The 25,807-nt window shown below is 65.5% G+C and carries 24 protein-coding genes; 11 read left to right on the forward strand and 13 right to left on the reverse strand.

Features of this window, described 5'->3' with window-relative positions:
* Window positions 1-5: 5 nt before the first annotated feature.
* Window positions 6-926: a LysR family transcriptional regulator gene (locus AC3WUT_RS03750; protein WP_492345740.1), complete on the reverse strand. Its 921-nt coding sequence runs from the start codon at window positions 924-926 to the stop codon at window positions 6-8.
* Between the two features lie 184 nt (window positions 927-1,110).
* Between AC3WUT_RS03750 and AC3WUT_RS03755 the strand changes: the two genes are divergently transcribed.
* Together AC3WUT_RS03755 and AC3WUT_RS03760 are read left to right on the forward strand one after the other, a co-directional pair.
* A complete protein-coding gene (locus AC3WUT_RS03755) occupies window positions 1,111-2,250 on the forward strand; it encodes an alpha-hydroxy acid oxidase (RefSeq protein ID WP_492346157.1) in 1,140 nt (379 codons plus the stop codon).
* Between the two features lie 44 nt (window positions 2,251-2,294).
* Complete coding sequence (locus AC3WUT_RS03760; protein WP_492345741.1) at window positions 2,295-3,299, forward strand: tripartite tricarboxylate transporter substrate binding protein BugE; 1,005 nt, start codon at window positions 2,295-2,297, stop codon at window positions 3,297-3,299.
* A 54-nt stretch (window positions 3,300-3,353) separates the two neighbouring features.
* Here AC3WUT_RS03760 and AC3WUT_RS03765 read toward each other — a convergent pair whose 3' ends face one another.
* Complete coding sequence (locus AC3WUT_RS03765) at window positions 3,354-4,349, reverse strand: tripartite tricarboxylate transporter substrate-binding protein (protein WP_492345742.1); 996 nt, start codon at window positions 4,347-4,349, stop codon at window positions 3,354-3,356.
* A gap of 26 nt (window positions 4,350-4,375) precedes the next feature.
* Window positions 4,376-5,599 carry a M20 aminoacylase family protein gene (locus tag AC3WUT_RS03770; RefSeq protein ID WP_492345743.1) on the reverse strand — a complete coding sequence of 408 codons (1,224 nt, stop codon included), beginning with the start codon at window positions 5,597-5,599 and terminating at the stop codon, window positions 4,376-4,378.
* A 161-nt stretch (window positions 5,600-5,760) separates the two neighbouring features.
* On the opposite strand from AC3WUT_RS03770, the gene AC3WUT_RS03775 reads away from it, so the two are divergent.
* On the forward strand, window positions 5,761-6,735 hold the full coding sequence (locus AC3WUT_RS03775) for a LysR family transcriptional regulator (RefSeq protein ID WP_492345744.1): 975 nt from the start codon (window positions 5,761-5,763) through the stop codon (window positions 6,733-6,735).
* A 21-nt stretch (window positions 6,736-6,756) separates the two neighbouring features.
* Here the strand turns inward: AC3WUT_RS03775 and AC3WUT_RS03780 are convergent, their stop codons facing one another.
* Window positions 6,757-8,073 carry an MFS transporter gene (locus tag AC3WUT_RS03780; RefSeq protein WP_492345745.1) on the reverse strand — a complete coding sequence of 439 codons (1,317 nt, stop codon included), beginning with the start codon at window positions 8,071-8,073 and terminating at the stop codon, window positions 6,757-6,759.
* Window positions 8,074-8,113: 40 nt separating this feature from the next.
* Window positions 8,114-9,400: a gallate dioxygenase gene (locus AC3WUT_RS03785; RefSeq protein ID WP_492345746.1), complete on the reverse strand. Its 1,287-nt coding sequence runs from the start codon at window positions 9,398-9,400 to the stop codon at window positions 8,114-8,116.
* 295 nt (window positions 9,401-9,695) lie between these two features.
* On the opposite strand from AC3WUT_RS03785, the gene mgrA reads away from it, so the two are divergent.
* Window positions 9,696-10,739, forward strand: coding sequence for an L-glyceraldehyde 3-phosphate reductase (mgrA, locus tag AC3WUT_RS03790; protein WP_492345747.1), 1,044 nt, complete (start codon window positions 9,696-9,698; stop codon window positions 10,737-10,739).
* A 40-nt stretch (window positions 10,740-10,779) separates the two neighbouring features.
* Window positions 10,780-10,965, forward strand: a complete 186-nt coding sequence (locus AC3WUT_RS03795) for a hypothetical protein (protein WP_492345748.1) — start codon at window positions 10,780-10,782, stop codon at window positions 10,963-10,965.
* Between the two features lie 231 nt (window positions 10,966-11,196).
* Here AC3WUT_RS03795 and AC3WUT_RS03800 read toward each other — a convergent pair whose 3' ends face one another.
* From AC3WUT_RS03800 to AC3WUT_RS03835, 8 genes are read right to left on the reverse strand one after another with little or no spacing between them, the layout of a single operon-like run.
* The gene (locus tag AC3WUT_RS03800) at window positions 11,197-12,576 is read right to left on the reverse strand and encodes an ABC transporter ATP-binding protein (protein ID WP_492345749.1); all 1,380 of its coding nucleotides are present in this window, start codon (window positions 12,574-12,576) and stop codon (window positions 11,197-11,199) included.
* Window positions 12,566-13,393, reverse strand: a complete 828-nt coding sequence (locus AC3WUT_RS03805) for an ABC transporter permease (RefSeq protein WP_492345750.1) — start codon at window positions 13,391-13,393, stop codon at window positions 12,566-12,568. Before AC3WUT_RS03805 ends, AC3WUT_RS03800 begins: the two co-directional genes overlap by 11 nt.
* On the reverse strand, window positions 13,390-14,328 hold the full coding sequence (locus AC3WUT_RS03810; RefSeq protein ID WP_492345751.1) for a sulfotransferase domain-containing protein: 939 nt from the start codon (window positions 14,326-14,328) through the stop codon (window positions 13,390-13,392). The genes AC3WUT_RS03805 and AC3WUT_RS03810 overlap by 4 nt, the downstream gene beginning before the upstream one ends.
* On the reverse strand, window positions 14,328-14,906 hold the full coding sequence (locus tag AC3WUT_RS03815; RefSeq protein WP_492345752.1) for an adenylyl-sulfate kinase: 579 nt from the start codon (window positions 14,904-14,906) through the stop codon (window positions 14,328-14,330). Before AC3WUT_RS03815 ends, AC3WUT_RS03810 begins: the two co-directional genes overlap by 1 nt.
* Window positions 14,890-15,672: a phosphocholine cytidylyltransferase family protein gene (locus AC3WUT_RS03820; RefSeq protein ID WP_492345753.1), complete on the reverse strand. Its 783-nt coding sequence runs from the start codon at window positions 15,670-15,672 to the stop codon at window positions 14,890-14,892. The genes AC3WUT_RS03815 and AC3WUT_RS03820 overlap by 17 nt, the downstream gene beginning before the upstream one ends.
* A complete protein-coding gene (locus tag AC3WUT_RS03825; protein WP_492345754.1) occupies window positions 15,669-16,418 on the reverse strand; it encodes a class I SAM-dependent methyltransferase in 750 nt (249 codons plus the stop codon). The genes AC3WUT_RS03820 and AC3WUT_RS03825 overlap by 4 nt, the downstream gene beginning before the upstream one ends.
* A gap of 4 nt (window positions 16,419-16,422) precedes the next feature.
* Window positions 16,423-17,025: a gamma-glutamyl-gamma-aminobutyrate hydrolase family protein gene (locus AC3WUT_RS03830; RefSeq protein ID WP_492345755.1), complete on the reverse strand. Its 603-nt coding sequence runs from the start codon at window positions 17,023-17,025 to the stop codon at window positions 16,423-16,425.
* Between the two features lie 32 nt (window positions 17,026-17,057).
* Window positions 17,058-19,358 (reverse strand): PEP-utilizing enzyme, encoded by a 2,301-nt coding sequence (locus AC3WUT_RS03835; protein WP_492345756.1) that lies wholly within the window; start codon window positions 19,356-19,358, stop codon window positions 17,058-17,060.
* A gap of 291 nt (window positions 19,359-19,649) precedes the next feature.
* Between AC3WUT_RS03835 and AC3WUT_RS03840 the strand changes: the two genes are divergently transcribed.
* The 6 genes from AC3WUT_RS03840 (at window position 19,650) to AC3WUT_RS03865 (ending at window position 25,689) form a co-directional block, all read left to right on the forward strand.
* Window positions 19,650-20,630, forward strand: a complete 981-nt coding sequence (locus AC3WUT_RS03840; RefSeq protein WP_492345757.1) for a Bug family tripartite tricarboxylate transporter substrate binding protein — start codon at window positions 19,650-19,652, stop codon at window positions 20,628-20,630.
* A gap of 155 nt (window positions 20,631-20,785) precedes the next feature.
* On the forward strand, window positions 20,786-21,331 hold the full coding sequence (locus tag AC3WUT_RS03845; RefSeq protein ID WP_492345758.1) for an ABC transporter ATP-binding protein: 546 nt from the start codon (window positions 20,786-20,788) through the stop codon (window positions 21,329-21,331).
* 355 nt (window positions 21,332-21,686) lie between these two features.
* The gene (locus tag AC3WUT_RS03850) at window positions 21,687-22,826 is read left to right on the forward strand and encodes an acyl-CoA dehydrogenase family protein (protein ID WP_492345759.1); all 1,140 of its coding nucleotides are present in this window, start codon (window positions 21,687-21,689) and stop codon (window positions 22,824-22,826) included.
* An 8-nt stretch (window positions 22,827-22,834) separates the two neighbouring features.
* Window positions 22,835-23,641 carry an ABC transporter ATP-binding protein gene (locus AC3WUT_RS03855; protein ID WP_492345760.1) on the forward strand — a complete coding sequence of 269 codons (807 nt, stop codon included), beginning with the start codon at window positions 22,835-22,837 and terminating at the stop codon, window positions 23,639-23,641.
* Between the two features lie 39 nt (window positions 23,642-23,680).
* Window positions 23,681-24,922 (forward strand): ABC transporter substrate-binding protein, encoded by a 1,242-nt coding sequence (locus AC3WUT_RS03860; protein WP_492345761.1) that lies wholly within the window; start codon window positions 23,681-23,683, stop codon window positions 24,920-24,922.
* Window positions 24,919-25,689, forward strand: coding sequence for an ABC transporter permease (locus tag AC3WUT_RS03865; protein ID WP_492345762.1), 771 nt, complete (start codon window positions 24,919-24,921; stop codon window positions 25,687-25,689). The genes AC3WUT_RS03860 and AC3WUT_RS03865 overlap by 4 nt, the downstream gene beginning before the upstream one ends.
* Window positions 25,690-25,807: the final 118 nt, after the last annotated feature.

Below are 25,807 nucleotides of genomic sequence, written 5' to 3' on the forward strand. Positions count from 1 at the left end.
CCGGCTCAGCCGGCCAAGGGGGCCGCGCCCGCGAGGCAAGGCAACAGCGAAAAGTCCAGCACCGAGCTGACCATCCCCTGCATGACCGGCACCAGGCTTCGCGCATCGCCCCGGCGCCACTGAAACGCATACTGCAGCGTCCCCAATTCGGGCTCAACCTCAAGGCGGCACAAGCCCAGCCCGTCAATCCAGCCCTCGGGCAGAAAACCCACTCCCACCCCCTCGCGCAACATGCCCGCCACAGCGGCCCAGCTGTTGCACTGGATGCGCTCCCGCGGCTCGGCCAGGCCTTGGGCCAGCAACCAGTCGTCCAGCAAGCGCGTGGTGCCGGCCTGGGGTGGCAACGTGATCAATGGGCAGCGCACAAGCAGGCCTGCCACCGAGGCCGCAGACGAAACGGCCAGATGAGGCGACGCCGCCCAGGCAAAGCGCGCTGCGCCCACCGATTGCGACACCAGGGCGCTGCGCGACGAGCGACCGGCGATCACCGCAAAATCCAACTCGCCCTCGGCCAGGCGCCGTTCCAGCACCCCGCCCACATCCACACAGGCCTCCAGGGTGAGGCCTGGGTGCAAACGCCTTGTCCCAGCCACCAGGGCGGGCAACCAGGTCAATGCCGACAGATCACCCACCCCAAAACGGCAGTGACCTGACAAGGCCCCGGTCTCTGCCAAGCTGCGTCCCAGGTCAGCCACGGCGTTGAGCACCCTCAACGCCGCCGGCAACAGGCGCCGCCCCGACTCGGTCAGCACCGCTTTGTGACCCGTTCGGTCAAACAGCGCCTGACCCAGCGCACCCTCCAGCTCGCTGATCCGTTTGGACAGAGACGACACCGACAGGTGAAGGCGCTCGGCGGCGGTGCTGAAGTTGCTGCAGGTGGCGGCCCACCAGAAAGCCTCCAGTTGCTTGACCGAGGGTGTGGCCATCTATTTTCCATTTAGAGAACATATTTCTTCTGAATATATCGCTTTCTTTCGCCTACATCGGCTTCTACAGTGCAGCTCATTCCTTTGCACAGAAGCCCTCATGCACGCCACGCCCACCCACCCCAACCCAGCCCAAGCGGCCAGCACGGCCTCATCGACCCCGGCTTCCAGGGTGTTGCGCCGCATGCTGTCCCTGCAGGATTTCGAGGCCGCCGCTCGCAGGCGCCTGCCTCGACCGATCTTTGGCTACATCGCTGGCGCTGCCGAGGACAACCGCTCTCTGCAGGACAACCGTACCGTGTTCGATGAGTACGCCTTCGTCACCCGGGTGCTGCGCGACGTGTCGCAGCGCAGCCAGGGCGTTGAACTGTGGGGTCGACGCTACCGCTCCCCGTTTGCCATCGCCCCCATGGGCATCAACGCCCTGTCCACCTACCGTGGCGACGTGGTGCTGGCCCAGGCGGCACAAGTCGAAGGCATTGCATCGATCATGAGCGGTACCTCGTTGATCCCGATGGAAACCGTGGCCCAGACCTGCCCTGGCACCTGGTTCCAGGCCTACCTGCCGGGAGATCAGGACCGGATCGATGCGCTGATCGACCGGGTCGAGCGTGCCGGCTTTGACACCCTGGTGATCACGGTCGACATCCCCATCTCGGCCAACCGCGAAAACAACATCCGCACCGGCTTTTCGACCCCGTTGCGCCCCAGCCTGCGCCTGGCCATCGATGGCGTGCTGCGTCCGGGCTGGGTGATCGGCACCTTCGCCCGCACGCTGCTGCGCCATGGCATGCCCCATTTCGAGAACTCGTTTGCCACCCGGGGTGCCCCCATCGTGTCCTCCACGGTGCTGCGAGATTTCTCGGCCCGCGATCACCTGAACTGGCAACACCTGCAGCGCATTCGTCAACGTTGGCGGGGCCGCCTGGTGGTCAAGGGGGTGCTCAGCGTGGCCGATGCCCTGGCGGCACAGCAGGCGGGTGCCGACGGTGTGATCCTGTCCAACCACGGCGGGCGCCAGTTGGACGGCGCGACCTCACCGATGCGGGTGCTCGGGGATGTGGTCCAGGCCCTGGGCCCCAACTACCCGGTGCTGATCGACGGCGGCTTTCGCCGCGGCTCGGATGTGCTCAAGGCCTTGGCGCTGGGTGCACGCATGGTGCTGGTGGGCCGGCCCTTCAACTATGCCGCCGCCGTGGCAGGCGAGGCAGGCGTGCGCCACGCGATCGGCCTGCTGCGCGATGAGGTGGATCGCAATCTGGCCATGCTGGGGTTGAACCAGCTGAGCGAACTCGGCCCGGACACCCTGATCCGCAAGCGCTGAACACGCCAACGACTGCCCCATTCAATCAACACGGAGACTGCACCATGCCCCTCGTTAACCCCCTCGATTGCGCGACTTCAAGAACCCTGACCCGGCGCACCGGTCTTCTGGCCGCCCTGCTGCTGGCCGCGCCTGCCATGGCTGCGGAGCCCTACCCCAGCAAGCCTGTGCGCCTGATCGTGCCCTTTGCGCCCGGTGGCACCACCGACCTGGTGGCGCGGGCCATTTCCCAGCGCACCGGCGAAGCACTGGGCCAGCCCCTGGTGATTGACAACAAGGGCGGCGGTGGCGGCTCGATTGGTGCCCATGAAGCCGCCCGTGCACTGCCCGACGGCTACACCCTGGGGGTGGGCACGGTGTCCACCACCGCCACCAACCCAGCCATCAATCCGCGCCTGCCCTACAACCCACTGACCGATTTCACGCCCATCAGCAACATCGCGGCCACCCCCAACGTGCTGGTGGTCAGCCCCAGCTTCAAGGCGCAAAGCTTTGCCAGCTTTGTGGACGAAGTCCGCAAGAACCCCAACCGCTACAGCTACGGCACCGCGGGCACCGGCTCGATCGGCCACCTGTTGATGGAACTGATGGCCAGCAAGACCGGCCTGACGCTGACCCACGTGCCCTACCGCGGATCGGGACCGGCCCTGAATGATGCGATTGCAGGGCAGATCCCCATCGTGTTCGACAACCTGCCTTCGGCGCTGCCTTTCATCAAAAGCGGCCGCCTGACCGCGCTGGCGGTGGCCGCCCCCAGGCGCCTGGCCCAGTTGCCCCAGGTGCCCACTTTTGCCGAACTCAAGCTGGAGGAGGTGAACCGCACGGCCTTCTATGGCCTGGTCGGCCCCAAGGGCCTGCCACCCGAGATCGTCAAACGGGTACACGCCGCCGTGCAAAAGGCGCTGTCGGCGCCTGAGGTGCGCCGACAGATCGAGGACACCGGTTCGCAGGTCATCGGCAATCGCCCTGAGGAGTTCGCCCAGGAGATCGCACTCGAAAACGCGGTCTACAAAAAGATTGCGGCCGAGCGCCACATCAGCGCCGATTGATCGCCCCCCATGCCCAAAGCCCAGGTTGCTGGGGCACCAGCGGCCACAGCTCGCTCAGTCACGCATGTGGGCGTATTCCACCAAACCAGCGTACTGCCGGCTTTCGCGGGCCATCAGCACCGACAGGTCTTCGTGCCCGTTGCCCAGCACATTGCCACCTTCCTCCAGCTTGCGGCGCACGCCCGGGTCTTGCAGCACCTCCTGCAGCGCCTGACTCAGGCGTTGGGTGATGGTGGGTGGCAGGTGGGCCGGGCCCATCAGGGCAAACCAGCCGCTGAGCTCGTAGCCCTTCAAGCCCGGCACCTCACCGATCGTGGGTACTTTGGGCAAGGCCGACAGACGCTGAGCGCCGGTGCAGCCCAGCGCCGTGATGCGCCCACTCTGCAAGAACGGCAGCGCCGCTGGCACCGACAGCATGGCCAGGTCCAGGTTGCCGCCCGCCAGATCGCTGGTCAATGAAGCCACGCCCCGGTAGGGGATGTGGGTCATGAAAATGCCCGCACGCTGCTTGAGCAACTCGCCAGCAAAATGCAAGGTCGAGCCCACACCCGAGCTGCCATAGCTGAGCTGCCCGGGTTTGCGCCGCGCCAGCTCGATCAGTTCAGGCAAGGTCTTGACCGCTGCACGGGGCCCCGCCACCAGCAACACCGGCGCCGTGGCGATCAGACCCAGCGGCGTCATGTCCTTCTGGGCGTCGTAGCGCTGGGCCGGGTTGACCAGGCGGGTGGCCACCAACTCATTGCTTGAGCCCACCAGCAAGGTGTACCCGTCAGCCGGGCTGCTGACCACGCGCTGGGCCGCGATGGCACCGGCCGCGCCGCCCTGGTTGTCGATCACGACCGGGGTTTTCAGGCGCTGGCCCAAGGCATCGCCCACCAGACGCCCCACATAGTCGACCGAGCCCCCGGGCGGGTAGCCGATCACGATCTTGATGGGTTTGTCTGGGTAGGCCGGCTGGGCCAGCGCCGACAGTCCGGGGGACAGCAGGCTGCCTGCCAGCAGGCCGCCCAGTGTGCGGCGATTCAGGGAGAACGGCGAATTCATGCTCATGGTGAGGGTTCCGATGCGGCGCAGACTCAGGCTGCCTTGGACAAAAAGCGTTCGGCCAGGCGCACCCAGTAGGTCGCGGCCAGCGGCAGGATGGCGTCGTTGAAGTCGTAGCCCGGGTTGTGCACCATGCAGCCCCCGCTGCCGTGCTGATCCCCCACGCCGTTGCCCACGATGAAATAGCTGCCGGGACATTGCTCCAGCATGAACGAAAAGTCTTCGCTGCCCGTGAGCGGCTGCACGTTCTCCATCACGCCCTGCGGGCCCAGCCAATCCAGCGCCACCTGGCGTGCAAATTCAGTGCTGGCCGGATCGTTCACCAAAGCCGGGTAGCGCCAGTGGTAGTCCACTTCGGCGACACAGCCCAGGGCCACGGCCTGGGCCTGAGCCAGTTCGGTGATGCGCTCGCGCAACTGTGCCCGCACCTCGGGCCGGTAGGCCCGCACCGACAGCTTGAGCGCCACCGATTCGGGGATCACATTCGGGGCATCGCCGGCATGGATGGCGCCCACGCTGACCACGGCCATGTCACGCGGGTCCACGTTGCGCGCCACCACGGTCTGCAGCGCCAGGATCAAGGTGGCAGCGGCCACCACCGGGTCACGCGACTGGTGCGGTGCCGAACCATGACCACCCTGCCCTTTCACGGTGATCAGTACCGTGTCAGACGAGGCCATGAACGACCCCGCCTTGAAGCCGAACTGGCCCACCGGAAAACCCGGCATGTTGTGCAGCGCAAAGATTGCATCGCAGGGGAACCGCTTGAACAATCCGTCTTCGATCATCCGGCGGCCGCCCCCCAGGCCCTCTTCGGCCGGTTGGAAGATCAGGTTCAGCGTGCCCTCAAACACCCCCTGTGTGGCCAGATGGCGGGCTGCGGCCAGCAGTGTGGCGGTATGGCCATCATGGCCGCAGGCGTGCATCTTGCCGGCGTGTCGGCTGGCGTAGGGCAGGCCCGTGTTCTCGGTGATTGGCAAGGCGTCCATGTCGGCCCGCAAGCCCAGCCGGCGTCCGCCGGCGCCCTTGCACAAGGTGCCCACCACCCCGGTGCCGCCCAGGCCACGGTGCACCTCATAACCCCACTCGCTCAGACGCTGGGCCACCAGGTCGCTGGTCGCCAGCTCCTCGAAAGCCAGCTCGGGATGGGCGTGCAGGTGATGGCGCAGCGCCACCATCTCGGATTCGATGGCGCGAATGCCGGGGGCCACAGGATCGGCCGCAGCCGACGCTGGAAGTGTTGGGACAGTGCTCATGGGGAATCTGATCGGGCCAAGGCCGGGATGGGAAAGACCGCAGTCTAGAAAGCCCCCCGGGCCCCCATAAGACAGGGACAACCTGCCCCGAAAGGTAGTTCCTGTCAGACGAACGCTCGGCCCAGGCACAATCCCTGCTGCCCAGGGCTGAAGGCTTTGCCATGAAACTGCACCAAATCCGCTACCTGATCGCCGTCGCCAGCCAAGGCAGCATCCGCGCCGCAGCGCGCTCTCTGAGCCTGACCCAAGCCACCCTCACCCAGGCCCTGCGCGAACTCGAAGAGGGCCAGCAGATGCCCTTGTTCGTGCGCCAGAGCTCAGGCCTGGCCCTGACCGAAGCCGGTGCGGCCCTGCTGCGCCACGCCCGCCTGATCGCCGATCAACTGGACCATGCCGAGGCCGAAATGGCCAGCCTGCGCCAAGCCGGGCGTGTGGAACGCCTGAGCGTTGGCGTCACCCCCTGGATCGCCCAGAGCATTCTGCCCAGCGTGGTGCAGGCCTTCACCCAAGACCAGCCCCAGGTGCGGCTGGAGCTGTTCGATGGTCTTTCAGCCGTGTCGCTGCCTCGCTTGCGCGAAGGCGCCTTGGACCTGCTGTTGGGCCGCCTGCCCGAACCCGGCGCGGCCCACGACCTGCATGTCACCCCCTTGTTCAGGTACGAAGTCACCGTGGGCGCCCGCGCCGGCCACCCACTGGCCCAGGCCCGCTCGATGCAAGCCCTGCGCGAGGCCCGCTGGCTGCTGAACTACGCACCTCAGGAGGAGGCCGCGATGTTCCATACTTTGTTCGAGCAGCATGGCCTGCCGATCCCCCATGGGCGCATCCACCTGGCCCAATCAGCCGCCCTGATGCTCAAGCTGGTGGCCAGCACCGACATGCTCACCCTGCTGCCCTGGCCCTTGATCGAATGCGAAGGCGCCCACGGCCTGCTGGTGCCGCTGAACCTGGACACCCGATTCGCCCCGCGCGAGATCGGCGTGCTGCGGCGCCGCCAGGCCCCGCTCAGCGCCCCGGCCGAGCGCTTTCTGCACCACCTGATGGACCAACTGCGCCAATGCCAGAGTTCGTCTGACGGCATGCTGCAGCGCGTGTTCCGATCGATTGATCTGCTCGACACGGGCCATCGCTCATCGTGAAGAGCAGCCCGGCCGGCCCCTTCAAAGGCTGCGCCGGTTCCACAAAATCGCCAGCGCCGCCAGCACCGCCGGGGCCGCCAGCGCCATGAAGATCCCGTCAAAGCCCCAGCCCTGGCTCAGCAACACACCGCCGATGGACGAACCCAGGATGCTGCCCAGGCGGCCCACGCCCAGCATCCAACTCACCCCCGTGGCGCGGGCGACCGTGGGATAGCAGCCCGGCGCGAAGCCGTTCAGGCCGGTTTGCGCACCACTGAGGCAAAAGCCCACGGCCATGACCAGCCACACGATGGATTCGGACATCAAGCCATTGAAGCCCATCACCACCAGGGCCACGGCGCCCAGCAGGTAGGCGCCCGCCATCACCCGGTTCGGGTTCATGCGGCCCATCAGCCAACCCACCAGCAGGGCGCCCACGGTACCGCCCAGTTGGAACATGGCGGTCACATTGGCGGCGCGGTCAATGCTCATGCCTGCGTCTTTCATCATGGTGGGCAGCCAGCTGGTGGTCAGGTAGATCACCAGCAGGCCCATGAAGTAGGTCACCCACAAGGTGGCTGTGCGCAGCCTGAAGCCACGTTCGAACAACACCGCCAGGGGCTGGCGCGCCGGCACCTCGGCCTCACCCGAGACATAGCTCGTCACGCCCGCCAGCGGGGCCCGGCAGACCCGGCTCAGCACCGCTGTGATGCGCTCGGCCGACATGTTGCGGGCCACCATGAAGCGGGCCGATTCGGGCAGGTACACATACAGCACCGGCAGCAGAAGCAAGGGCAAGGCGCCCCCCAGCAGCAGCACCGAACGCCAGCCGGCGTGCGGAATCAGGGCCGCGGCGGCAAAGCCGACCAGGGCCGAACCCAGGTTGAAGCCGGTGAACATGGCCGCCACCAGAAAGGCGCGACGCCGCTCGGGCACGTACTCGGACAACAAGGTGGTGGTGTTGGGCATGGCAGCGCCCAGGCCCAGGCCGGTCAGAAAGCGCAGCGCCGCCATCTGGGTCGTGTCGTGGGCCAAGGGCGTGAGCAGGGTACACAGGCCAAAGCCCAGCACCGAGCCCATCAGCACGCGGCGCCGCCCCCACCAGTCCGACGAGGAGCCGGCCAGCACGGCCCCCACGGCCAGCCCGATCGGAGCCGCCCCCATCACCATGCCGAAGGCCGGCCGCGAGATGCCCCACTCGGCCAGGATGGAGGGCGCGACAAAGCCCATGATGGCCACATCCATGCCGTCCACGGCCACGATGAAAAAGCACAGCAGGACCAACACCCACTGATTGGGGGAAAGCGCTCGTGCGTTGATGAACTCCCTGACGTTCAGGGTCGTTGTTGCATGGCTCATGAAGTCTCCGTGTTGTTGTTCCGGTCCGAATCGAAGGGGCTCAGGTGTTCCAGCTCAGGGTCTTGCTGTCCTGGCCCGCCACCGAGTACAGGGCCCCGGGGGCATTGCGGGTCTTCTGGAAATCCTCCAGCGACTCCCCCCGCATGGCGGCATAGATGTGCAGGTTGGACACCCCGATCACGGCGCCCAGCTTTTCGAGCATGAAAAAGATCACGCCGTAATGGATCAGGCCGCGCCAGTTGCGCTCGCGCACCAGATCCCGCTCCTCGGGCGTGAGGCCGGCCTGCTCGAAGGCCGCCTCGGGGTCGGCCATGAAGGCCTGGCGGTGCGCCGGCACGATCAGCGCGTGCAAAAAGCGGTTCAGCCGGTAGGCCTTGACGCTGCGGGCCAGGTCGAAGGGGTAGGTGCCGCTCAGGCCGCCGGCACCGGCCAACTCCTTGGCCATGTGGGCACGATGGCGCTCGATCTCGCCCGCCACCGGGCCCACCGAGGCCTGGTTCTCGTAGATGGCGGTGGCGATGCCGGTCATCGAAGGCAGGTAGTAGCTCTGATGCACCTTGCGCACATTGGCCGACAAAGCCCCGCGCATGATCAGCCACATGATGACCTCGGCTCCTTCCAGCCCGCCCAGGCTGGCGAACTCGGCCTGGGTCATGCCAGCCAGGCGCTCGGGGTCTTGCTCGATCAGGTCCAGAAAGCGCTGATCCCAGGCCGGGTTGTTGAAGCCGGCGCGTTCACCATGCACCTGGTGCGACAGGCCGCCCGTGGCCACCACCGCCACCTTCAGGTCTTCGGGGTAGCTCTCGATGGCCCGGCGCAGGGCCTGGCCCAGTTTGTAGCAACGGCGCGCCGAAGGCACCGGGAACTGCAGCACCCCCACCTGCAAGGGCACGATCTGCACCGGCCAGGCCGGCTCATGCGGGCACAGCATCGACAAGGGCGAAAAGCAGCCATGGTCAAGCGGCTTGTCCTGAAAAAACGACATGTCAAACTCATCGGCCACCAGTGACTGCCCCACGTGCCGGGCCAGGGCCGAATGCCCCCCCACTGGCGGCAGATCGCGCGCGCCGCCCCCCTCGTCAGCCACCTCGTAGCGCTCGCCCACCCCCAGGGCAAAGGCCGAGTAGTGGTCAAAGAAGAACGAGGTGACGTGGTCGTTGTAGATCACCAACAGCACGTCGGGCTGGCGCTCGGCGATCCACTGCTGTACCGGCTGGAAGGCTTCGAAGATCGGTGCCCACACCGGGTCGTGCTGCTTGTCGCGGTCAAAGGCAAAGCCGATGGTGGGGGTATGCGAGGTGGCGATGGCGCCGATGATCTGTGCCATGGTTTGCTTTCGGAATGCGGTCCTGGGGAAGGCCGCCCGCCAAGGCAGCCCGTGTTGAGCGCCGGATTCTCGACAAGCCGGCCCCAGCCGAAAAGATGTCGGGCATCAAGGCGCGATACCCGGCGGTTATCGGTCCGCTCGGCCCCCACCGTGCTCTTCACGGCCTTTGAGCCACCTGCTGCGCGGGCCTCATGCATTCAGCGACTATCCATGCGCCCAAATATTCGCCCCTTCCCGAAGCAGGCTTTTTATATTGAACGCTCACGCGGCTTGCCCGCCATACACCTCGCCCCCCATGACCCGCTTCACTGCTTCGCCTGATCGCTACACCCGAATCCCTTACCGCCGCACCGGCCACAGCGGACTTCAACTGCCGGCGCTCTCGCTGGGCCTGTGGCACAACTTTGGCGACACCACCCCATTGAGCACCCAGCGCGAACTGCTGCGCACCGCCTTTGACCTGGGTATCAACCACTTTGACCTCGCCAACAACTACGGGCCCCCCTATGGCAGCGCCGAAACCAACTTTGGCCGCTTGCTGCGTGAGGATTTCAAGCCCTACCGCGATGAGCTGATCATCTCCAGCAAAGCCGGTTGGGACATGTGGCCTGGACCCTACGGCCAAGGCGGCGGCAGCCGCAAGCATGTGCTGGCCAGCCTGGACCAGAGCCTGCAGCGCCTGGGCCTGGACTATGTGGACATCTTCTACTCGCACCGCTTTGACCAGCATACCCCGCTGGAAGAGACTGCCTCCGCCCTGGCGCAAGCCGTGCAACAGGGCAAGGCCCTCTATGTCGGGGTGTCCTCCTACTCGGCCACCAAGACGCGCGAAATCGCGGCCCTGCTGCAAAGCTGGAAGGTGCCGCTGCTGATCCACCAGCCGGCGTACAACCTGTTCAACCGCTGGATCGAAAAGGACCTGCTCGACGCCACCGACGAACTCGGTGCCGGTGTGATCGCCTTCACGCCCCTGGCGCAAGGTCTGCTCACCGACAAATACCTGGCCGGCCCACCGGCCGATGCCCGCATCAACCGCCCCGGCGGCCAGTCGCTCAAGCCAGCCCACCTCTCGGAAGCCAATCTGGCGCGCGCCCGCGCCTTGAATGAGATCGCCCGCCGCCGCGGCCAGAGCCTGGCCCAACTGGCGCTGACCTGGACGCTGCGCGACCCGCGGGTGACCTCGGCCCTGATCGGCGCCAGCACCGTCGCGCAACTGCGTGAAAACGTAGCCGCCCTGACCCAGCCCCCGCTGAGCCCGGTCGAACTGGCCGAGATTGACCAACACGCCGTCGAAGGGGGCATCAACCTGTGGGAAAAGCCCTCGACCGACTGGGTCTGAAGCCCCGCCCTGAAACCGCCAGCCCCCTTGGAACAAGACCATGCCCCAGACCGTCAACGCCCGTTCGGCCCCTCACCTGCTGCCGGAGGACGGGTCGAACCCAGGCCTCAACAGGGCCCGCTTCTGGCTCGACCTGACCCAGGCCCTGGGCATCGCCGTGCTGCTCGTCAGCGCCTTGTTCCTGATCATGGGCTTTCTGATCATGCCGGGCGTGCCCTGGGCGTGATCTCTGACTATCGATATGCAAGCTCCTTCGTTCACGTGACCCGGGCTTGATGCGACATTGCAAGCATGCAGACGCTGAGGTGAAGCCCCTGGCCCCCCAAAGGGCTTGACCACAGCAGCCCCGAATGGCTCGCGGGGGTGAGCTGTGTCCGGTCACAGACCGGACCTTCCTGATGGCCGCCAGAAGTCTCTTTCTGGCGGCCTCTTTTTTGCCCTGGCCCTGGACCGTGTGTCAGCCCGTCGCCTCGTCTCGCAAGACCTGCACTTCGACGCGATGCATCGGTATGCCAACCAGCCCGTGAACCGTCGATCCGTTGTCCGAGCGCAGGTGTAGCGCATCATGGATCCATTGCAGATGCACATGCTGCGCCTGCGAACCCTCGGCCACGGCCACCACCGTGCTGTAGTCCCCACTGAGCAGGTCTGGCATGTCAAATGAGAAGGTTACCCGGACACGGTCGCCCGCCCGCAAGGCATTGGATTCGGAGAACTGGCTGATGCGCGTGTTGTCGCCGAACAAAGCCTGACCGGTCCGGTCTTTGACCATGAAGCCGATCAAAGGGCTAACCACACGTCGCTCGAACGCCACCTCGATGTCGAGCAAAACCGTCTGCCTGGCGACCACGTGCTGGATGTCCCGGCCCTCGCTGTCACGCATGCTCACCCGGTTCACGCTGGCCCCACCCAGGCCGGCCCCCGCATCCTGCAGAGGCATGGGCAAAAAATGCACCCGGCAGGCCTGGCTCGCATCCGCGCTTGCGGGCGGTGCAGGCAGCACCACAAAGCGTCCGGCCTCTTCACCGATACCCCCCAACGTCGTGGCTTGGGGCGCTGTCAGCATCGCCTTGTGACTTGACAACAAGTCATCCAGATAGGCTTGGCAAACATCCTTCGTAGGGCCGTCCTGAATCAAGCGCCCTCCCTCCAACCAGAGCACGCGGTCGCAGAGGGCCTTGATGGCCTCCGTGTCGTGGCTCACCATCAACACGGTGCCGTGCTGCATGAAATTGCGCAGAAAGCGCATGCACTTCTGGGTGAAGAAAGCATCCCCCACCGCCAGCGCCTCATCCACGACAAGGATGTCGGCATCCACATGAGCAATGACCGAGAAAGCCAGCCGCACAGCCATGCCACTCGAGTAGGTCTTGACCGGCTGATCCAGAAAATCTCCGATGTCGGCGAAAGCAACGATTTCGTCGAAGCGGGTCAGCGTCTGCTCACGGCTGAGTCCGAGCACGCTCGCGTAGAGCAGCACGTTCTCTCGGCCTGAAAACTCGGGGTTGAAGCCCGAACCCAGCTCCAGCAGGGCGGCCACGCGCCCATGGATGTCAACGGCCCCGACCGATGGATGAAGGGTCCCGCACAGCAGTTGCAACAGCGTCGACTTGCCGGAGCCATTGCGACCAATGATGCCAACGGTTTCACCCCGACGCACGCAGAGGTTCAGCCCCTGCAAGGCGGTGAACGAGCGATGGCGGGGCGCCAGCGGCCGTCTGGACCAGGCATTCCATTGATCGATGCCAAACTGCCAGAGGCGATCCACGGGTCGCGCGTAGATTTGATACTGCTTGCCCAGGTCGACAGCCCGGATCACGATCGGCTCAGAGGACATCGGCGAATCCCTTGCGGGTCTTCTGGAAGAAGACAAAGCCAAGCCAGGCCACCACGGCGGCGATCAGCGCGTATAGCAGCAAACTGCCCCATTGCGGTGGCTGGGCCCAGATCAGGCAACGACGGGTCTGCTCGATCACCAAGGTCAAGGGATTGAGCTTCAGCCAAATCTGCAGAGACTCAGGGGCCGCTTCCATGGGGTAGAAGACCGGGGCCAGGAACATCAACCCGGCCGTGGCCAATGTCGTGATCGACGAGAGATCGCGCAAAAACACCCCGGCGGCGGCCAATAGCCAGGCCAGCCCCAGCAGCAGCAACATGAAGGGCGCGAGCACCAGAGGAAGCTGCAGCACATGCCATGACAATTCAACACCCAACAGCCACAGGGCCGCCAGCAGCACCCCCAGGTTCAGCAGACATTGGAACAGGCCCGCCAGCAAAGGCACCACGGGCAGCACCTCCAGCGGAAACATGACCTTCTTGACGTAACTGGTGTGCTCGGCAATCAGGCCTGGGGTGCGGGTGGTGATCTCTGCCATCCATCCATGAAGGCTGGTGCCTACGAAAAGCACGACGGCAAACAGCCCCTCGGTATCGGTCTGGCCGCCCCATCGGGCCTTGAAGATCCCCGAAAAGACCAGAGTGTAGACCGCCAGCATGAAAAGCGGTGTCAGCAGCGACCACAGCACGCCCAGCACCGAGGCTCGGTAGCGTTGGCTGATCTCGCGCAAACTGAGCTGTAGCACCAGGTGGCGATGGTGCCAGATCGTCTGGACGGCGGCCCATGGCGAGGTCGGTGGCGAAGCATGTGGATTCATGATGTAACAGCGGTGGCGCCGCCGTGCAGCGGTTCTGAAAACAGGTGCCCGGCCCAGCGTCGGCGCTCTGCTTGTGAGGTCAGCCCACGCCACGCCAGGACTTCCTCCGCATCAAAGCACAGAGGCCAATGGCCGGCCACGGGGCTGGGTTCGTAGTCCAGCGCGTCGAAGAGGGCTGTCCAGTGGGCGCCAAAGGCCTTGAACCACTCGGTCTGCCAGGCACTGCGCCATTCGTACCTCAGGCCGCGGCGGTTGAACTGGCGAGCGGCTGGATCATGGCGCAACAGTTGTTCCTCGACCTTCTGCAGGCGGTCGACCTCGGAGGCCGCCACCGCCCGGGCCAGCCCGGCCGGATCCGGATCCAGCCCCATCCAGCGACAGGCCTCGGCCAACTGAGCTTGTGGCTCGGATTTCCAGTCTTCGAAGCGCAGACGCTTGAAGCGGGTCGGATGGTGCTGGCACCAGGCCAACCAACTGCGCAGGTGCAGCCAGAGCAGGTCGATGTGGGAGACGGGCCCGCCGAAAAAGGGCATCTTCAAAAAAGCCTCGAAGGGCGTGTCGGGCTTGATCTGACGGTTGCGAATCTGTCGCTGCCACTCCGAATACAAGGCGTCCCGGGGGTCGCGCACGATGAACACCGTGCGCAACGTGAGGTCACACTGCCAGGGAAAGCCATGGCTGAATCGGGGCTGCAGCGACAGATCGAACACCTGCAGCCGGCCCGTCTGCAGGCTGGCCAGGGTCTGCTGCCACGGGCCATGCTCGGCCACATACCGATAGCGGCCATCGTCTTGCAAGGTCCACTCAGTGCGAGTGTCAAAGCCCCAGAGCTCCCACAGCGGCACACCCAACTCGATCAAGGCATTGGCCAGCCAAGCCGCGCCACAGGGGAACTGCGGCGAGACGATGTTCAGGTTGAAGGTTGAGCTGTCCATCAGAGCAGCCCCGATCTCTGCCTGCACAGCGCACGCCAAAGAGCCAGGGCCTGATCAAGGTGCAGAGTTCGGGAACCCTCCGCAAAATCCTGCCGCAGGACCAGTTCGGGCCGGATGGGGTACTCGGCCGCCACATCGATCCCCACCACGTGGGGCAAGGGCACACCGCCCGGTGGTCCATACAAGGCCGGCTTGCGCCTGCGCAGCAAATCGAGATCCGCCTGCAACAAGATCTCGGCATAGGGCACCGGGCCGGCGCGGGACCAGGCCTGCACGTCGTGCCGAAGGGAGATGGTGGCTACGATGACCGGAATGCCTTGAAGCGCCGCCCATCGCGCCATGCGGGCGATGCGCCAGGCCCGCTGCTGACGCAACCCGGGACGATGGGAAGCCTGCTCCTCAGGGGCCTCCAGCAGTTGACGCAGTTCATCACCGTCGAGCAACAAGGGGCGCTGTCCCTGCGCACGCAAGACGGTGGCCAGGGCCTGAGCCAGCGTCGACTTGCCGACCCCCGAAAGCCCGGTGATCCACAGAATCGGCGCCTGCGACAGGTCGGGCGTCTCAGATTCTGAAGTCATGGCTGAACCCAGGTTCCGACAACGCCGCCTCGACCACGGCCAGATCGTGAGCCGAATCGATCTCAACCCAGCCGCCAGCCACCGCCACACAGGCAATCTGCCGGCCTGCCTCGACCAGGTGCTGCAGCAGGCCGGTCATGTCGAGCCGATCCACCGCAGCGTCACCTTGATCGGCCGCCAGCCGACTCAGGCATGAAGCGATCCAATGCCAACCGCTCGGTGAGGTTCTCAACAGCCCCATGTACTGTCCCTGGATGTCATTCAATGATGTGGCGCGAAAGCCGATACGGGTGAGCACGCCTTCATGCGACTGAAGCACCTCCGCATCCGCAAGCGGGTCGGCAAAACGCCGCTGCCACAAGGACAGCCATTGCTGATCTACCGGAAGGCTCAGAGGGGCCGGGCCCGCCATCACGGCGCGGCGGATCGCTGCGGCGCTGTAAGCCCCATCCCCATAGACCACCAGCGTGGGGGCTCGTTCCAGCCAGTCTGCGGCCAGTTGAAGGCTGCGGACCATGTTCGACTCGTGCCATCGCGGGTTGAAGCGCAGATCGGGCGACCACCCAGCCAGACAGTTGGCTTGCCAACCGGTCACGATCAGCACCCGATCTATGCCGTTGGCGCGCAGCGAGCGCAGTGTCCAGCTCAGCAGTGGCTGCCCAGCCAGGGGCACCAGGCATTTGGGACGGAGCGCCGTCAGCTCATCCATGCGGCTGCCCCGGCCAGCCGCCAACACCACGGCCTGTCGGATCTCGGAGGCACTCATGTGCGAGCCGTCCAGAGCCGGCTGGTGTAAGGCACGGCCAGCACCTCGACCGAGCCCAGCAACTGCTCGATGCCAGCCAGGATGGCAGGCAACCTGGCGCCAGCCTGCCGCCGCAATGTCGCATGGGAATGCCAGGCCTCCATCCAGGCCTGCCTGCCAATCTCGACCACGAATCGTTGCTCGTCCGCACTGATGTCATGCCAACGCCCATGAGCCAACAGATCCGGCTCCGGTGAATGCCGGCGGCGACCCAGCTCATAGTCCGGCAGGTGCCGCCGGATCAGTTCCTCCACCGCCTGCTGCAGCGGGTCGTCCAGATTGCGGTGGTTCCAGATGGCCAGCCAATGCCCGCCCGGCTTGAGAACCCGCACGCATTCATCGAGCGCCAGCGGCGCCGGCAGCACATTGAAAGAAGACCCAAAGGCGACCAGCTCGCAGCTCTGGCTCTTGACGGGCAGTGCTTCGCCCCTCGCCGCCAGCCAGCGAGCCCGGCGATCCAAGCCTTTCGAGAAGGCAACCGCCCGCATGCGCTCATTGGGCTCAAGTGCCGTCAGATCCAGGCCTTGGTCACACAGCAAGGCGGTGAGTTTGCCCGTGCCGGCGCCAACCTCCAGGGCCGGCGTTCCGGCCTGACAGCCCAAGCGCGACAGCGTGCGCTGAACCAGTTCAGCCGAATAATCGGCCCGCTGGTCGTAGCTGGCGGCCAGGTCTGTGTAGTCCCACTCAAGGGCTGGATTCTGGATCATCGTTTCAAGGTCCTCGAGCGTCAGCAAACGTGAAAATCTGGGTCAGCCATGACCGGGTCAGGTCAGCCGCACCCTGCGGGCGTTCCGGGTGCCACATCAGGCCCAGCCAGGGCAGATCGCAATGGCGCATGGCCTCCACACTGCCATCCACGGCCAACGCCGTGGCCTGCCAGCCTTCTGCCACCTCGCGGATTCCCCAACGATGCCAGGAGTTCACGATCTGATCCGGCCAATGCGTCTGCAGCCGATGGGGTTGGCCGACATGGTCTTCGATCGGGATGAGCGTGCCTCCGGCCTCCCGGTGCAGCATCTGCATGCCACGACACACCCCCAAGACGGGCCATCGCTGCGTCCGGGCATGCTGCAGCAACTTCAACTCCAGCGCATCCCGGATGGCGGAACTGTCTACGTCCTCACCGCCGGTCAGGACCAGCGCATTGATGCCCCAGTCAGCCAACCAATGCAGGGCATGCATCGGATCGGAAAAATTTGGCAATGGTATGAACTGCGCCCACGAGGCGTTGGCACAAAACCAGTCGGACCACTCGGCATCCAGCGCATCGCGGGCGCTGCTCGTGGCACTGCCGGGCAGCCGTCGCTGGGTCACCGCAACCCGCCAACGTGTCGCCGGTGCCGACGTCAGTGGAGCCATAGCCCACCCCCCGCGGGATCGATGGTGGCCCGACGGGCCTTTTTTGCCTTTACCAGCACCTGCTCGCCACATCCAATGGCCGCAGCCAGCCCCCGCTCCGCACAGCGGATGGCCATGTGCGAATTCGCGCCACCCCAGACGGTGATCAAACCGGCGATCGGGTGGGTGAACAACCAATCGAAGCCTGGATCGGCCTGCTGCAGCAAGACAATCGCATTCTGCAGCTCGGTGGCGGGATGGTCTGGCCGGGGCTCAAGTACCAGGTGCCCCCTGACCGCCCGCCCGCCTATGAAGTTCGGCATGGTGCTGTAGCTGTCGACCACATGACGCTGTGCGGGATCCCACAGCACAGGGCGCACCATTTGCATGGCTTGACCCGCATGGAGCATTTGGGCCTCATGCGCCCAGTCACCCAACGATGACCCGTGCCCCTGGGGATCTGCCAATCCAGTCATCAACTGATCCAGTCTGAGCCACGAAGCAGTTTCACGGTCAAGGCCCATGCCCTGGAATTCAAGCGCAATCAACTCCAGAGCCATCGAAAGGTCAGCGCTGAAAACCTGCTTGGCCCACTCTCTGGCACTGGCGGTGGCCTGCACGAACTCAACCCAATCGCAGGCGGTCAGGGGCAGCTCAGCCTCTCGCAGCAGTCCCGTCAAAGAACGGGTCTCGGCTTGGCTCGGGAGGAAGGCGCCAGCCTCGACACCGGTGACAAATTCACCAACTAAGAGATTTGCAGAGACAGGAGCCTCCAGGATATCGAACAAGCCAGGACGCATAAGCGCATTCAGCCCCGCATGCCCCGGTGGCGAGAAGCTGGCAAAACGCTGGCGCGCCACTGCTTTCAGCCACAGTGCCCGGTCGGGCGCCAGCGCTTCACGTTGGACGGCAGAACGAAGCTGGGCTTCCCCAATGAATGCGAGGCGTGCAAGTACCGCAAATGAATGACTTCCCTGACGGCTGCGCTGCAATCGTTCGCGCCAGCCCATCGGCTCCTGCGGCGCCATCGACAGTTGACAGATGCGCAGCCAATGCTGCCTGAACGTGGAACCTGCGTCGGCGGACGTCAAGCGACGGGCCAATTGGCCCAGCCCCTCCTCCCATTGGCTCCAGCCTTTGACGCCAAGCACATCAGACCACTGCGCGGCCAGATCCGATCGACACTTCAGATCACGGATCGTTCTGTAGACCTCGAACTCCACCTTGTCGTGCAGTTCGGGGCGGGCTTGCAGCGTGGTGACGAAATGCTGGACCAAGCGAGCACGCAGTTCGCCAGGAAGGCCAGCAGGCAGCAGGGAGTTGGCACTGCGGCGCACATCCACCATCGGACGCCCCAGCCAAACATGCAGCAGCGAGAGCCCCCCTTTGGGTGCAGGTGCGTAGCCCAACTCTGTCCGCGCCTGCCACCAAACATCTTCGGAGATCAGGTATTGGAACAATGACAGCGCCAGCGGTCTTGGATGAGCCCCAAGCAATTCCGCCGGGTTCCAGTCGGCCATCAAAGACAGCACGGTCTGCGGACCAGCGACTTCAGGAGCAGGGTCCGGCTCGAAAAGGAACCCCAGTTCGGGGAAAACCACCTTGCGCGCCTGGCGCCGCCATTGAGACAGAACGATGGGGCGAACCTGGAGCAGATACGCGCTCGGATCTGCTCCAGCCCTGTCACCCGCCCCTAGGGCAAACTCGATCTCAAGGGGCTGCCCGTGATGGATCACTTCAACCTCGCGCAGCAAATCCAGCGCTTGTCGCACGCCGGCACTGAGCTGTTGACGAGCCTCAGGCAGGTCAACAACCTCGCGCTGAATGGCATGCAACCTGCCAGTGGAACGTCCCGCCGTCACCGAAGCGGTATCCCCATCGGATACTTCAATGCAGTACCAGGGCGCACCGTCATGAATTCGGTGGGTGGACGCTACACCGGCCATGGCGACCTTCTCGACCATGTGCTGAACCAGTACCTGGTCGTCCGGCACACCGGGCAACGAGAGGAACACATCTTCGATGGCGGCCTCCAGACGGTGCGCATCCACATTCAAGTGGCTCCTGAAACGCCCAGCCTGTGAAGAATCCACCTGATCTTCAGACGCCGCGTCACTGCGCACAGCCAGCAAGCTGCCGCCCAACTCATCATGGCATTGCTGCAGAAAATGCTGCCGTGACGATCGCCATTGCCTCAACGAAACCACCCGAAATGCGGGGATCTCCGCATGAGCAAGCCGGGCCTGAAGACGGCGCAAGCCAGCGGACTTGCCAAATGATCCCAGAGGGGAGTCGACGGTTTTCAACATGAAGGACTGGCGCCTTTCCCAGCGGGCTTCGGCTGTCTTTGCAACCGATCTCCCACCCAGCCGGGTGTATCGCACTCATTTTGTGAACGGGGTGGCCACTCCAAGTGCCCTGATTTCAGGATCTGACGATCTCCAAGGGCCATGTTATCACCAGACAAATTCCCCACTCCGGAAGCGAAGCAGCCCCAACAGGCGATCACCACCCAAGCGAAATAGTGCCGGCAAAACCCTGGCCGACATCCTTCCAGGATGTGTGCAAAATCGAGCGACGCAACACCGAGGAGACACCCCATGCAAGCCCGCCGAAGAACCGCCCTGAGCCTGCTGGCCCTGACCGCGGCCATGGCCACCGCTACCGTCCTGGCCCAAGACAGCAAGTACCCCAGCAAACCCGTGACCTTGGTGGTCCCCCAGGTGGCAGGGGGCGCCAACGATGCGATCGCGCGCATCGTGGCCCAGAAGCTGTCGGAGACGCTGGGCCAGCAGTTCATCGTCGACAACCGTCCCGGCGCGGGTGGCAACATCGGCACCGCCACCACCGCCCGGGCCAAGCCCGATGGCTACACCTTGCTGCTGACGGCCGACAGCGCCTATGTGATCAATCCGGCGCTTTACAAGTCCACCGGCTTCGACCCCCTGAAGGATTTCGAGCCTGTGGGCACCGTGGCCTCTTCGGGCTACGTGGTGGTGGCCAACCCTCATTTCGCGCCCAACAACATCGCCGAACTGATCACGGCCGCCAAGGCCGCGCCGGGCAAGATCAACATCGCCTCGGCCGGGAACGGCACGGTGAACCACTTGTTTGGCGAAATGCTGGGCAAGGCGGCTGGCATCGACATGACCCATGTGCCCTACAAGGGCGCCTCGGCCGCCGTGACCGACCTGGTGGGCGGCACGGTACAGGTCTCGGTGCAAAGCCTGCCCTCGTCCATCTCCTTCATCAAGGGCGGCAAGCTCAAGGTGCTGGGGGTGGTTAACGAAAAGCGCATCGCGGCCCTGCCCGACGTGCCGACCGTGGGCGAGACCGTGAAAAACCTGGGCTACACCCCCTGGTACGGGGTGTTTGCACCGGCTGGCACGCCCAAGGCCATCGTGGCCCAGTTGCAGATCGCCATTGGCCAGGTACTGGACGCGCCCGATGTGCGCGAAAAGCTGGCCGGTATCGGCTGCGAGCCCTTGAAGATCGGGCCCGAGCCACTTGCTGCCCTGATCCGCAAAGAGCTGCCGCGCTGGGCCAAGGTGGTCAAAGAGGCCGACGTCACCCTCGATTGAAGCTACAAGTTAACTGATTTCTCACAGAACTTTACCGCCGCATGGCCAGGGTGACCGCCTGCAGGGCCGGAAGTAGCTGAGGCCGACGATACACTCGATCAGCCCCTTTTCAGGGGCTTTTTTCTTTGCTGCCCGCACGTTGGCGGGCCCCGGCCATGTCTGTATCACTTCCAACAACCCATCGCCTGCGGGCTCAAATCTGCGCCTGCACAGCAGCCTGGGCGTTCACCCTTGCAGGTACTGCCGCAGCACAAATCTCCCAGCCCGCCCCCACGCCGACCTTCAGCGCCACGGCGCAGCCCGGCCAGTGGACGCTGAGCCTCTCGCCCTTCACTCAGCACTGGCACGACGATCCCGCCCACCGCCACGTTTACCTGGCCGGCCTGGAACGCACCGGGCCTGGGGGCAGCTTCACGGGCGTGAGCTTGTTCCGAAACTCCTTCGGCCAGCCCGCCGCGTACGCCTACCGGGGCTGGCAGTGGCACCCCTGGGCAGCACACCCCAACCTGTACACCAAGCTCAGCGTCGGCGTGATCTATGGCTACCTGCCCCCCTACAACGACAAGGTGCCGCTGAACTACCACGGCTTCTCGCCGGGCCTGATCCCGGCCCTGGGCTACCGCCTGGGCGACCAGGATGCGATCCAGATCAATCTGCTGGGCACTGCGGGCTTCATGCTGGCCTACAACCACACGCTGTGATGGCGGTGGGGGGCCCGCCCAACGCCCCCACGCCAAGGACCGCCCCGCCCAGCAAGCACTGTTTCTTTTGATTTCCGCCTGCAGGACGCTAGAAGATCAAATTGGGACGCCGAAAGGGCGAAAGCGGTAACAAAAGGTAGACAATTCAGCACCGCCGCACCGGCCTTGCTCCGTCTCCCTCACTTCAAGCCATGACCCGCCAACCCCTGCGCGCGCTGCGAGCTCTTGTCAAAGCCTGCCGCGCTCATTGGAGATCGGGCATGGAGCAGCACAGTGATCCGGCCACGCTGAAGGAGGTGCCGACCGATGCGCCCATCGGTTTCAAGGCCTGTATCACCGCATCAAACCTGAACGCATGAGCACCTCTCGCCCACCCTCCCCAGCTTGGCTAACCGAAACGCTTCGGACATGGCTGCAAGCAAACGCTGATGCAATTGATCTGGGCCAGGGTCCGACCGAGGAGCTGCTGCCTCGTCTGGGCCAGGCGGGCCTGCTGCGTATCGGCGTGCCCAGCGCCCTGGGGGGCGCCGATGCCACCATCGGCGACGCCATCGAGGCCATCGCCCAGGTGGCCGAACACTCGTTGACGGCGGCTTTTGTCCTCTGGGCCCAGCGCGCCTTCATCGATTACGTGGTGAACAGCGAGAGCCCGGCCCCGCGCGAGCGGTGGCTGCCCCAGTTGCTGACAGGCGAGTTGGCCGGCGCCACCGGTTTGTCGAATGCGATGAAGTTTCTGTCGCAGATCGAACAGCTGCAGGTCCAGGCCCGACCCGACCCCGAGCAGCCCGGTGACCTGCGCCTGGACGGCCGCCTGCCCTGGGTCACCAACCTGCAGCCCCAGGGCTATGTGGTGGCCGCCGCAGTGGACATGGGCGCGGGCCAAGCCCTGGCCGTGGTGGCCATCGAGAGCGAACGCTGTGGCCTCCACCGCTCGGCCGATCTCGATCTGCTGGCGCTGAACGGAAGCCGCACGGCTGAACTTCAACTGAAGGACCTGGCACTGCCAGCCAATCAGGTCCTGTCTCACCATGGACCTGACTTTTTGCGCCGGCTGCGCCCTCACTTCCTGGGCATGCAATGCGGGATGTCGATCGGGCTGGCCCGTGGGGCCCTGGCGGCCAGCCATGTCGCCTGTGACTCGCGCCCCAGCCTGCAAGCCCCCTGGCAGGCGCTGGAGCGCGATTTGAAGCAGGCCACTGCCGCGCTGCAGGCCGGTGTGGCCTCGGGCCAGTACGTCACCCAGGTGGCCCCCTTGTTCGAGCTGCGCATCGCCTTGGCCGGTCTGGTGCAGGCCGCTGTACAACTGGAGCTTCAGGCCACGGGTGGCCGCGCCTACCTGAAAGGCCAAGACAAGGGCTTTGCACGCCGCTGGCTCGAAGCCGCATTCGTACCCGTGGTCACGCCCAGCCTGACCCAGTTGCAGGCCGAGTTGGCGCGCCAACGCGCCCAGACCCCCCCCATTTCATCGGCGACCTCCTCCGGGGCGACAACATGACGACCGAGATGAGCCCCCCGCTCCAACCCAATGCCGACAGCCCTGAACCCGCTCTGTGCGCCCGGGGCCTGAGCCGCCGCTGGCCCGGCAGGGCCTTGCCGGTGTTCGGCCCGCTGGACCTGCAGATCGCCCCGCGGGAGATCGTCTGCCTGTTGGGCGGCAGCGGCTGCGGCAAATCCACCCTGTTGCGCGCCCTCGCAGGCCTGGAGCCCCCCCACGAAGGCTGTGTGGAATTCATGGGGCAGGCACTGACTCAACCGCACCCGAGGGCGGTGGTGGTGTTCCAGCAGCCCAGCCTGCTGCCCTGGCTGAATGTGCAGGCCAACGTGGGTTTCGGGCTGGATTTCAAGCACCAGCCCGCCAGCACCCGGTCCGAACGAGAGCGCCGCATCAGCGATGCGCTGGCCGCGGTCGGCCTGGCCGGCAAAGGTGGCCTGTACCCGAGCCAGCTGTCGGGCGGCATGGCCCAGCGCGTGGCCCTGGCTCGTGCCCTGGCGCGCGAGCCGGCCCTGCTGCTGGCTGATGAGCCCTTCTCGGCAGTCGACGCCATCACCCGCACCGAGTTGCAAGACCTGCTGGTCGAGGTGGTGCACCGCTGGCACAGCGCCGCCTTGCTGGTCACCCACGACATTGACGAAGCCCTGCTGGTGGCCGACCGCATCGTGCTGATGGGCGGCCACCCCGGCGAACCGGCCCGTCTGGTGCGGGAATGGACCGTGGGCCTGAGTCGCCCCCGCCTGCACCACCCGGCCGAACTGACCCGGCTGCGGCTTGACATCCTGGCCGCCCTGCAAGACCTGCGGGCCGCGCACTGACTGATGCGCCCAGTTCACCCCATTCAACACTGATTGACCATGAACCTCGACTCCCGCCCGAATTACCAGCACCTGTGTGCCACCTCCGACTGCGGCTGCGGCATGAGCCGGCGCGACCTGTTGCGCCTGGGCGCCCTGACCAGCGCCAGCGTGGTCGCCCCCTTGCTGGCCGCCGGCGACGCCCGGGCCCAGGCCTTCAAGGGCGACGACCAGCCCGTGCGCATCGGCTACCTGCCCATCACCGATGCCACCCCGCTGCTGGTGGCCCACCAGCGCCGCTTTTTCGAGGCCGAAGGCCTGCGCACGGAGGCGCCGCGGCTGTTCCGGTCGTGGCCCCAATTGGTCGAGGCCTTCATCGCGGGCCAGGTGAATGTGGTGCACCTGCTGTCGCCCACCACCTTGTGGGTGCGCTATGGCAGCAAGTTCCCGGCCCGCGTGGTGGCCTGGAACCACGTCAACGGCTCGGCCCTGACGGTGGCCAACGACATCCAGTCGGTAGCCCAGTTGGAGGGCAAGACGGTGGCCATCCCGTTCTGGTATTCGATCCACAACATCGTGCTGCAGCAACTGCTGCGCCAGCACGGGCTGACGGTCGTCAATCGCCCCCGCGGCGAGGCGCTAAAGCCCGGGCAGGTGAACCTGGCGGTGCTGTCTCCACCCGAGATGGTGTCGGCCTTGGCCGCGCGCTCCATCGCAGGATTCATCGTGGCCGAGCCCTACAACGCCGCCGCGGAGAGCCTCAAGGTCGGCCACGTGCTTCGCTTTGTGGGCGACATCTGGAAGAACCATGCCTGCTGCCTGGTGACCCTGGCCGAGCGTGACCTGGTCGAACGCCCCGAGTGGGCCCAGCGGGTGACCACGGGCCTGGTCAAGGCCCAGCTCTGGACCCGCAACAACCAGTTGGAGACCGCCAAACTGCTTTCCAACACCGGCGAGGGCAAGTACACGCCGCACACCCTGCCCGTGCTGTCCAAGGTACTGGCTGCCACCGACTACAGCGAGTACGAAAAGGCCGGCATCATCAAAAACAAAGGCTGGAACCAGCGCCGCATCGACTTCCAGCCCTACCCTTACCCCTCGTACACCGAGCAGTTGGTGCGCTCTCTTCGCGAGACCACCATGGAGGGCGACAACCGTTTCCTGCAAACACTGGACCCTGCCTTTGTGGCCCGCGACCTGGTGGACGACCGCTTTGTGCGCCAGGCCCTGCAAAGTGTGGGCGGCCTGCCCGCCTTCGGTCTGAGTGCCGATTTCACCCGACGCGAGGCGCTGAACCCATGACGACCTGGCTGGCGCGTTTGGGTTGGCCCCTGCTGGGCTTTGCCGGGGCGGGGCTGCTGTGGCAGCTCGGGGCCGGGCATCTGTCGGATGTCGAGGCCATCAACCAGGCCTTCTCGCCGCAGGCCGGGCTGAGCACGCTGTGGGCGCTGCTGGGTGAGGCCAGCTTCTGGGGCCACATCGGCACCAGCCTGCAGCGCATCGGCATGGCCCTGGCAGGTGCGTTGCTGATCGGGCTGCCGCTGGGCCTGCTGACGGGGCTGTCGCCACGCTTTGCACGCATCACAGGCACGTTGTTCCAGTTTCTGCGCATGGTGTCCCCGCTGTCCTGGATGCCGCTGGCCGTGATGGCGCTGGGCCTGGGCAATGGCGCGGTGGTGTTTTTGCTGGTCTTCGCCGGGGTCTGGCCCATCGTGCTGAACACGGCAGCCGGCGTGGCAGCCCTCGACCGGCATTGGTTGCAACTGGCCGCCAGCCTGTCGGCCACCCGCTGGGAGCTGATCAGCCGGGTGGTGCTGCCGGGCATTCTGGCCCATGTGCTCACGGGCTTTCGCCTGGCTCTGGGTGTGGCCTGGATCGTGTTGGTGCCGGCCGAGATGCTGGGGGTGTCTTCGGGTTTGGGCTACTTCATCCTCGATGCCCGTGATCGCCTGGCCTACCAGGAACTGACCGCCGCCATCGTGGTGATCGGTGCGCTGGGCTTTGCCCTGGACAGCCTGGCCCGCACCCTGATCGGGCGCTGGACCCACGCCGGCCCCGGGCAACGATGACCCCACCCAGGCGTGCTGTGCTTATGCGCACAGCGCGCTAGCAAGGGCGAAATGGGCGCATGCAAGAGGAGCCCAGGCGGCTAGGCTGGAGCCCACAAGCCAGCGTGGCCGGCCCCGG

The sequence above is a fragment of the Curvibacter sp. EU05-FHT14A10 genome (genome assembly GCF_058791075.1).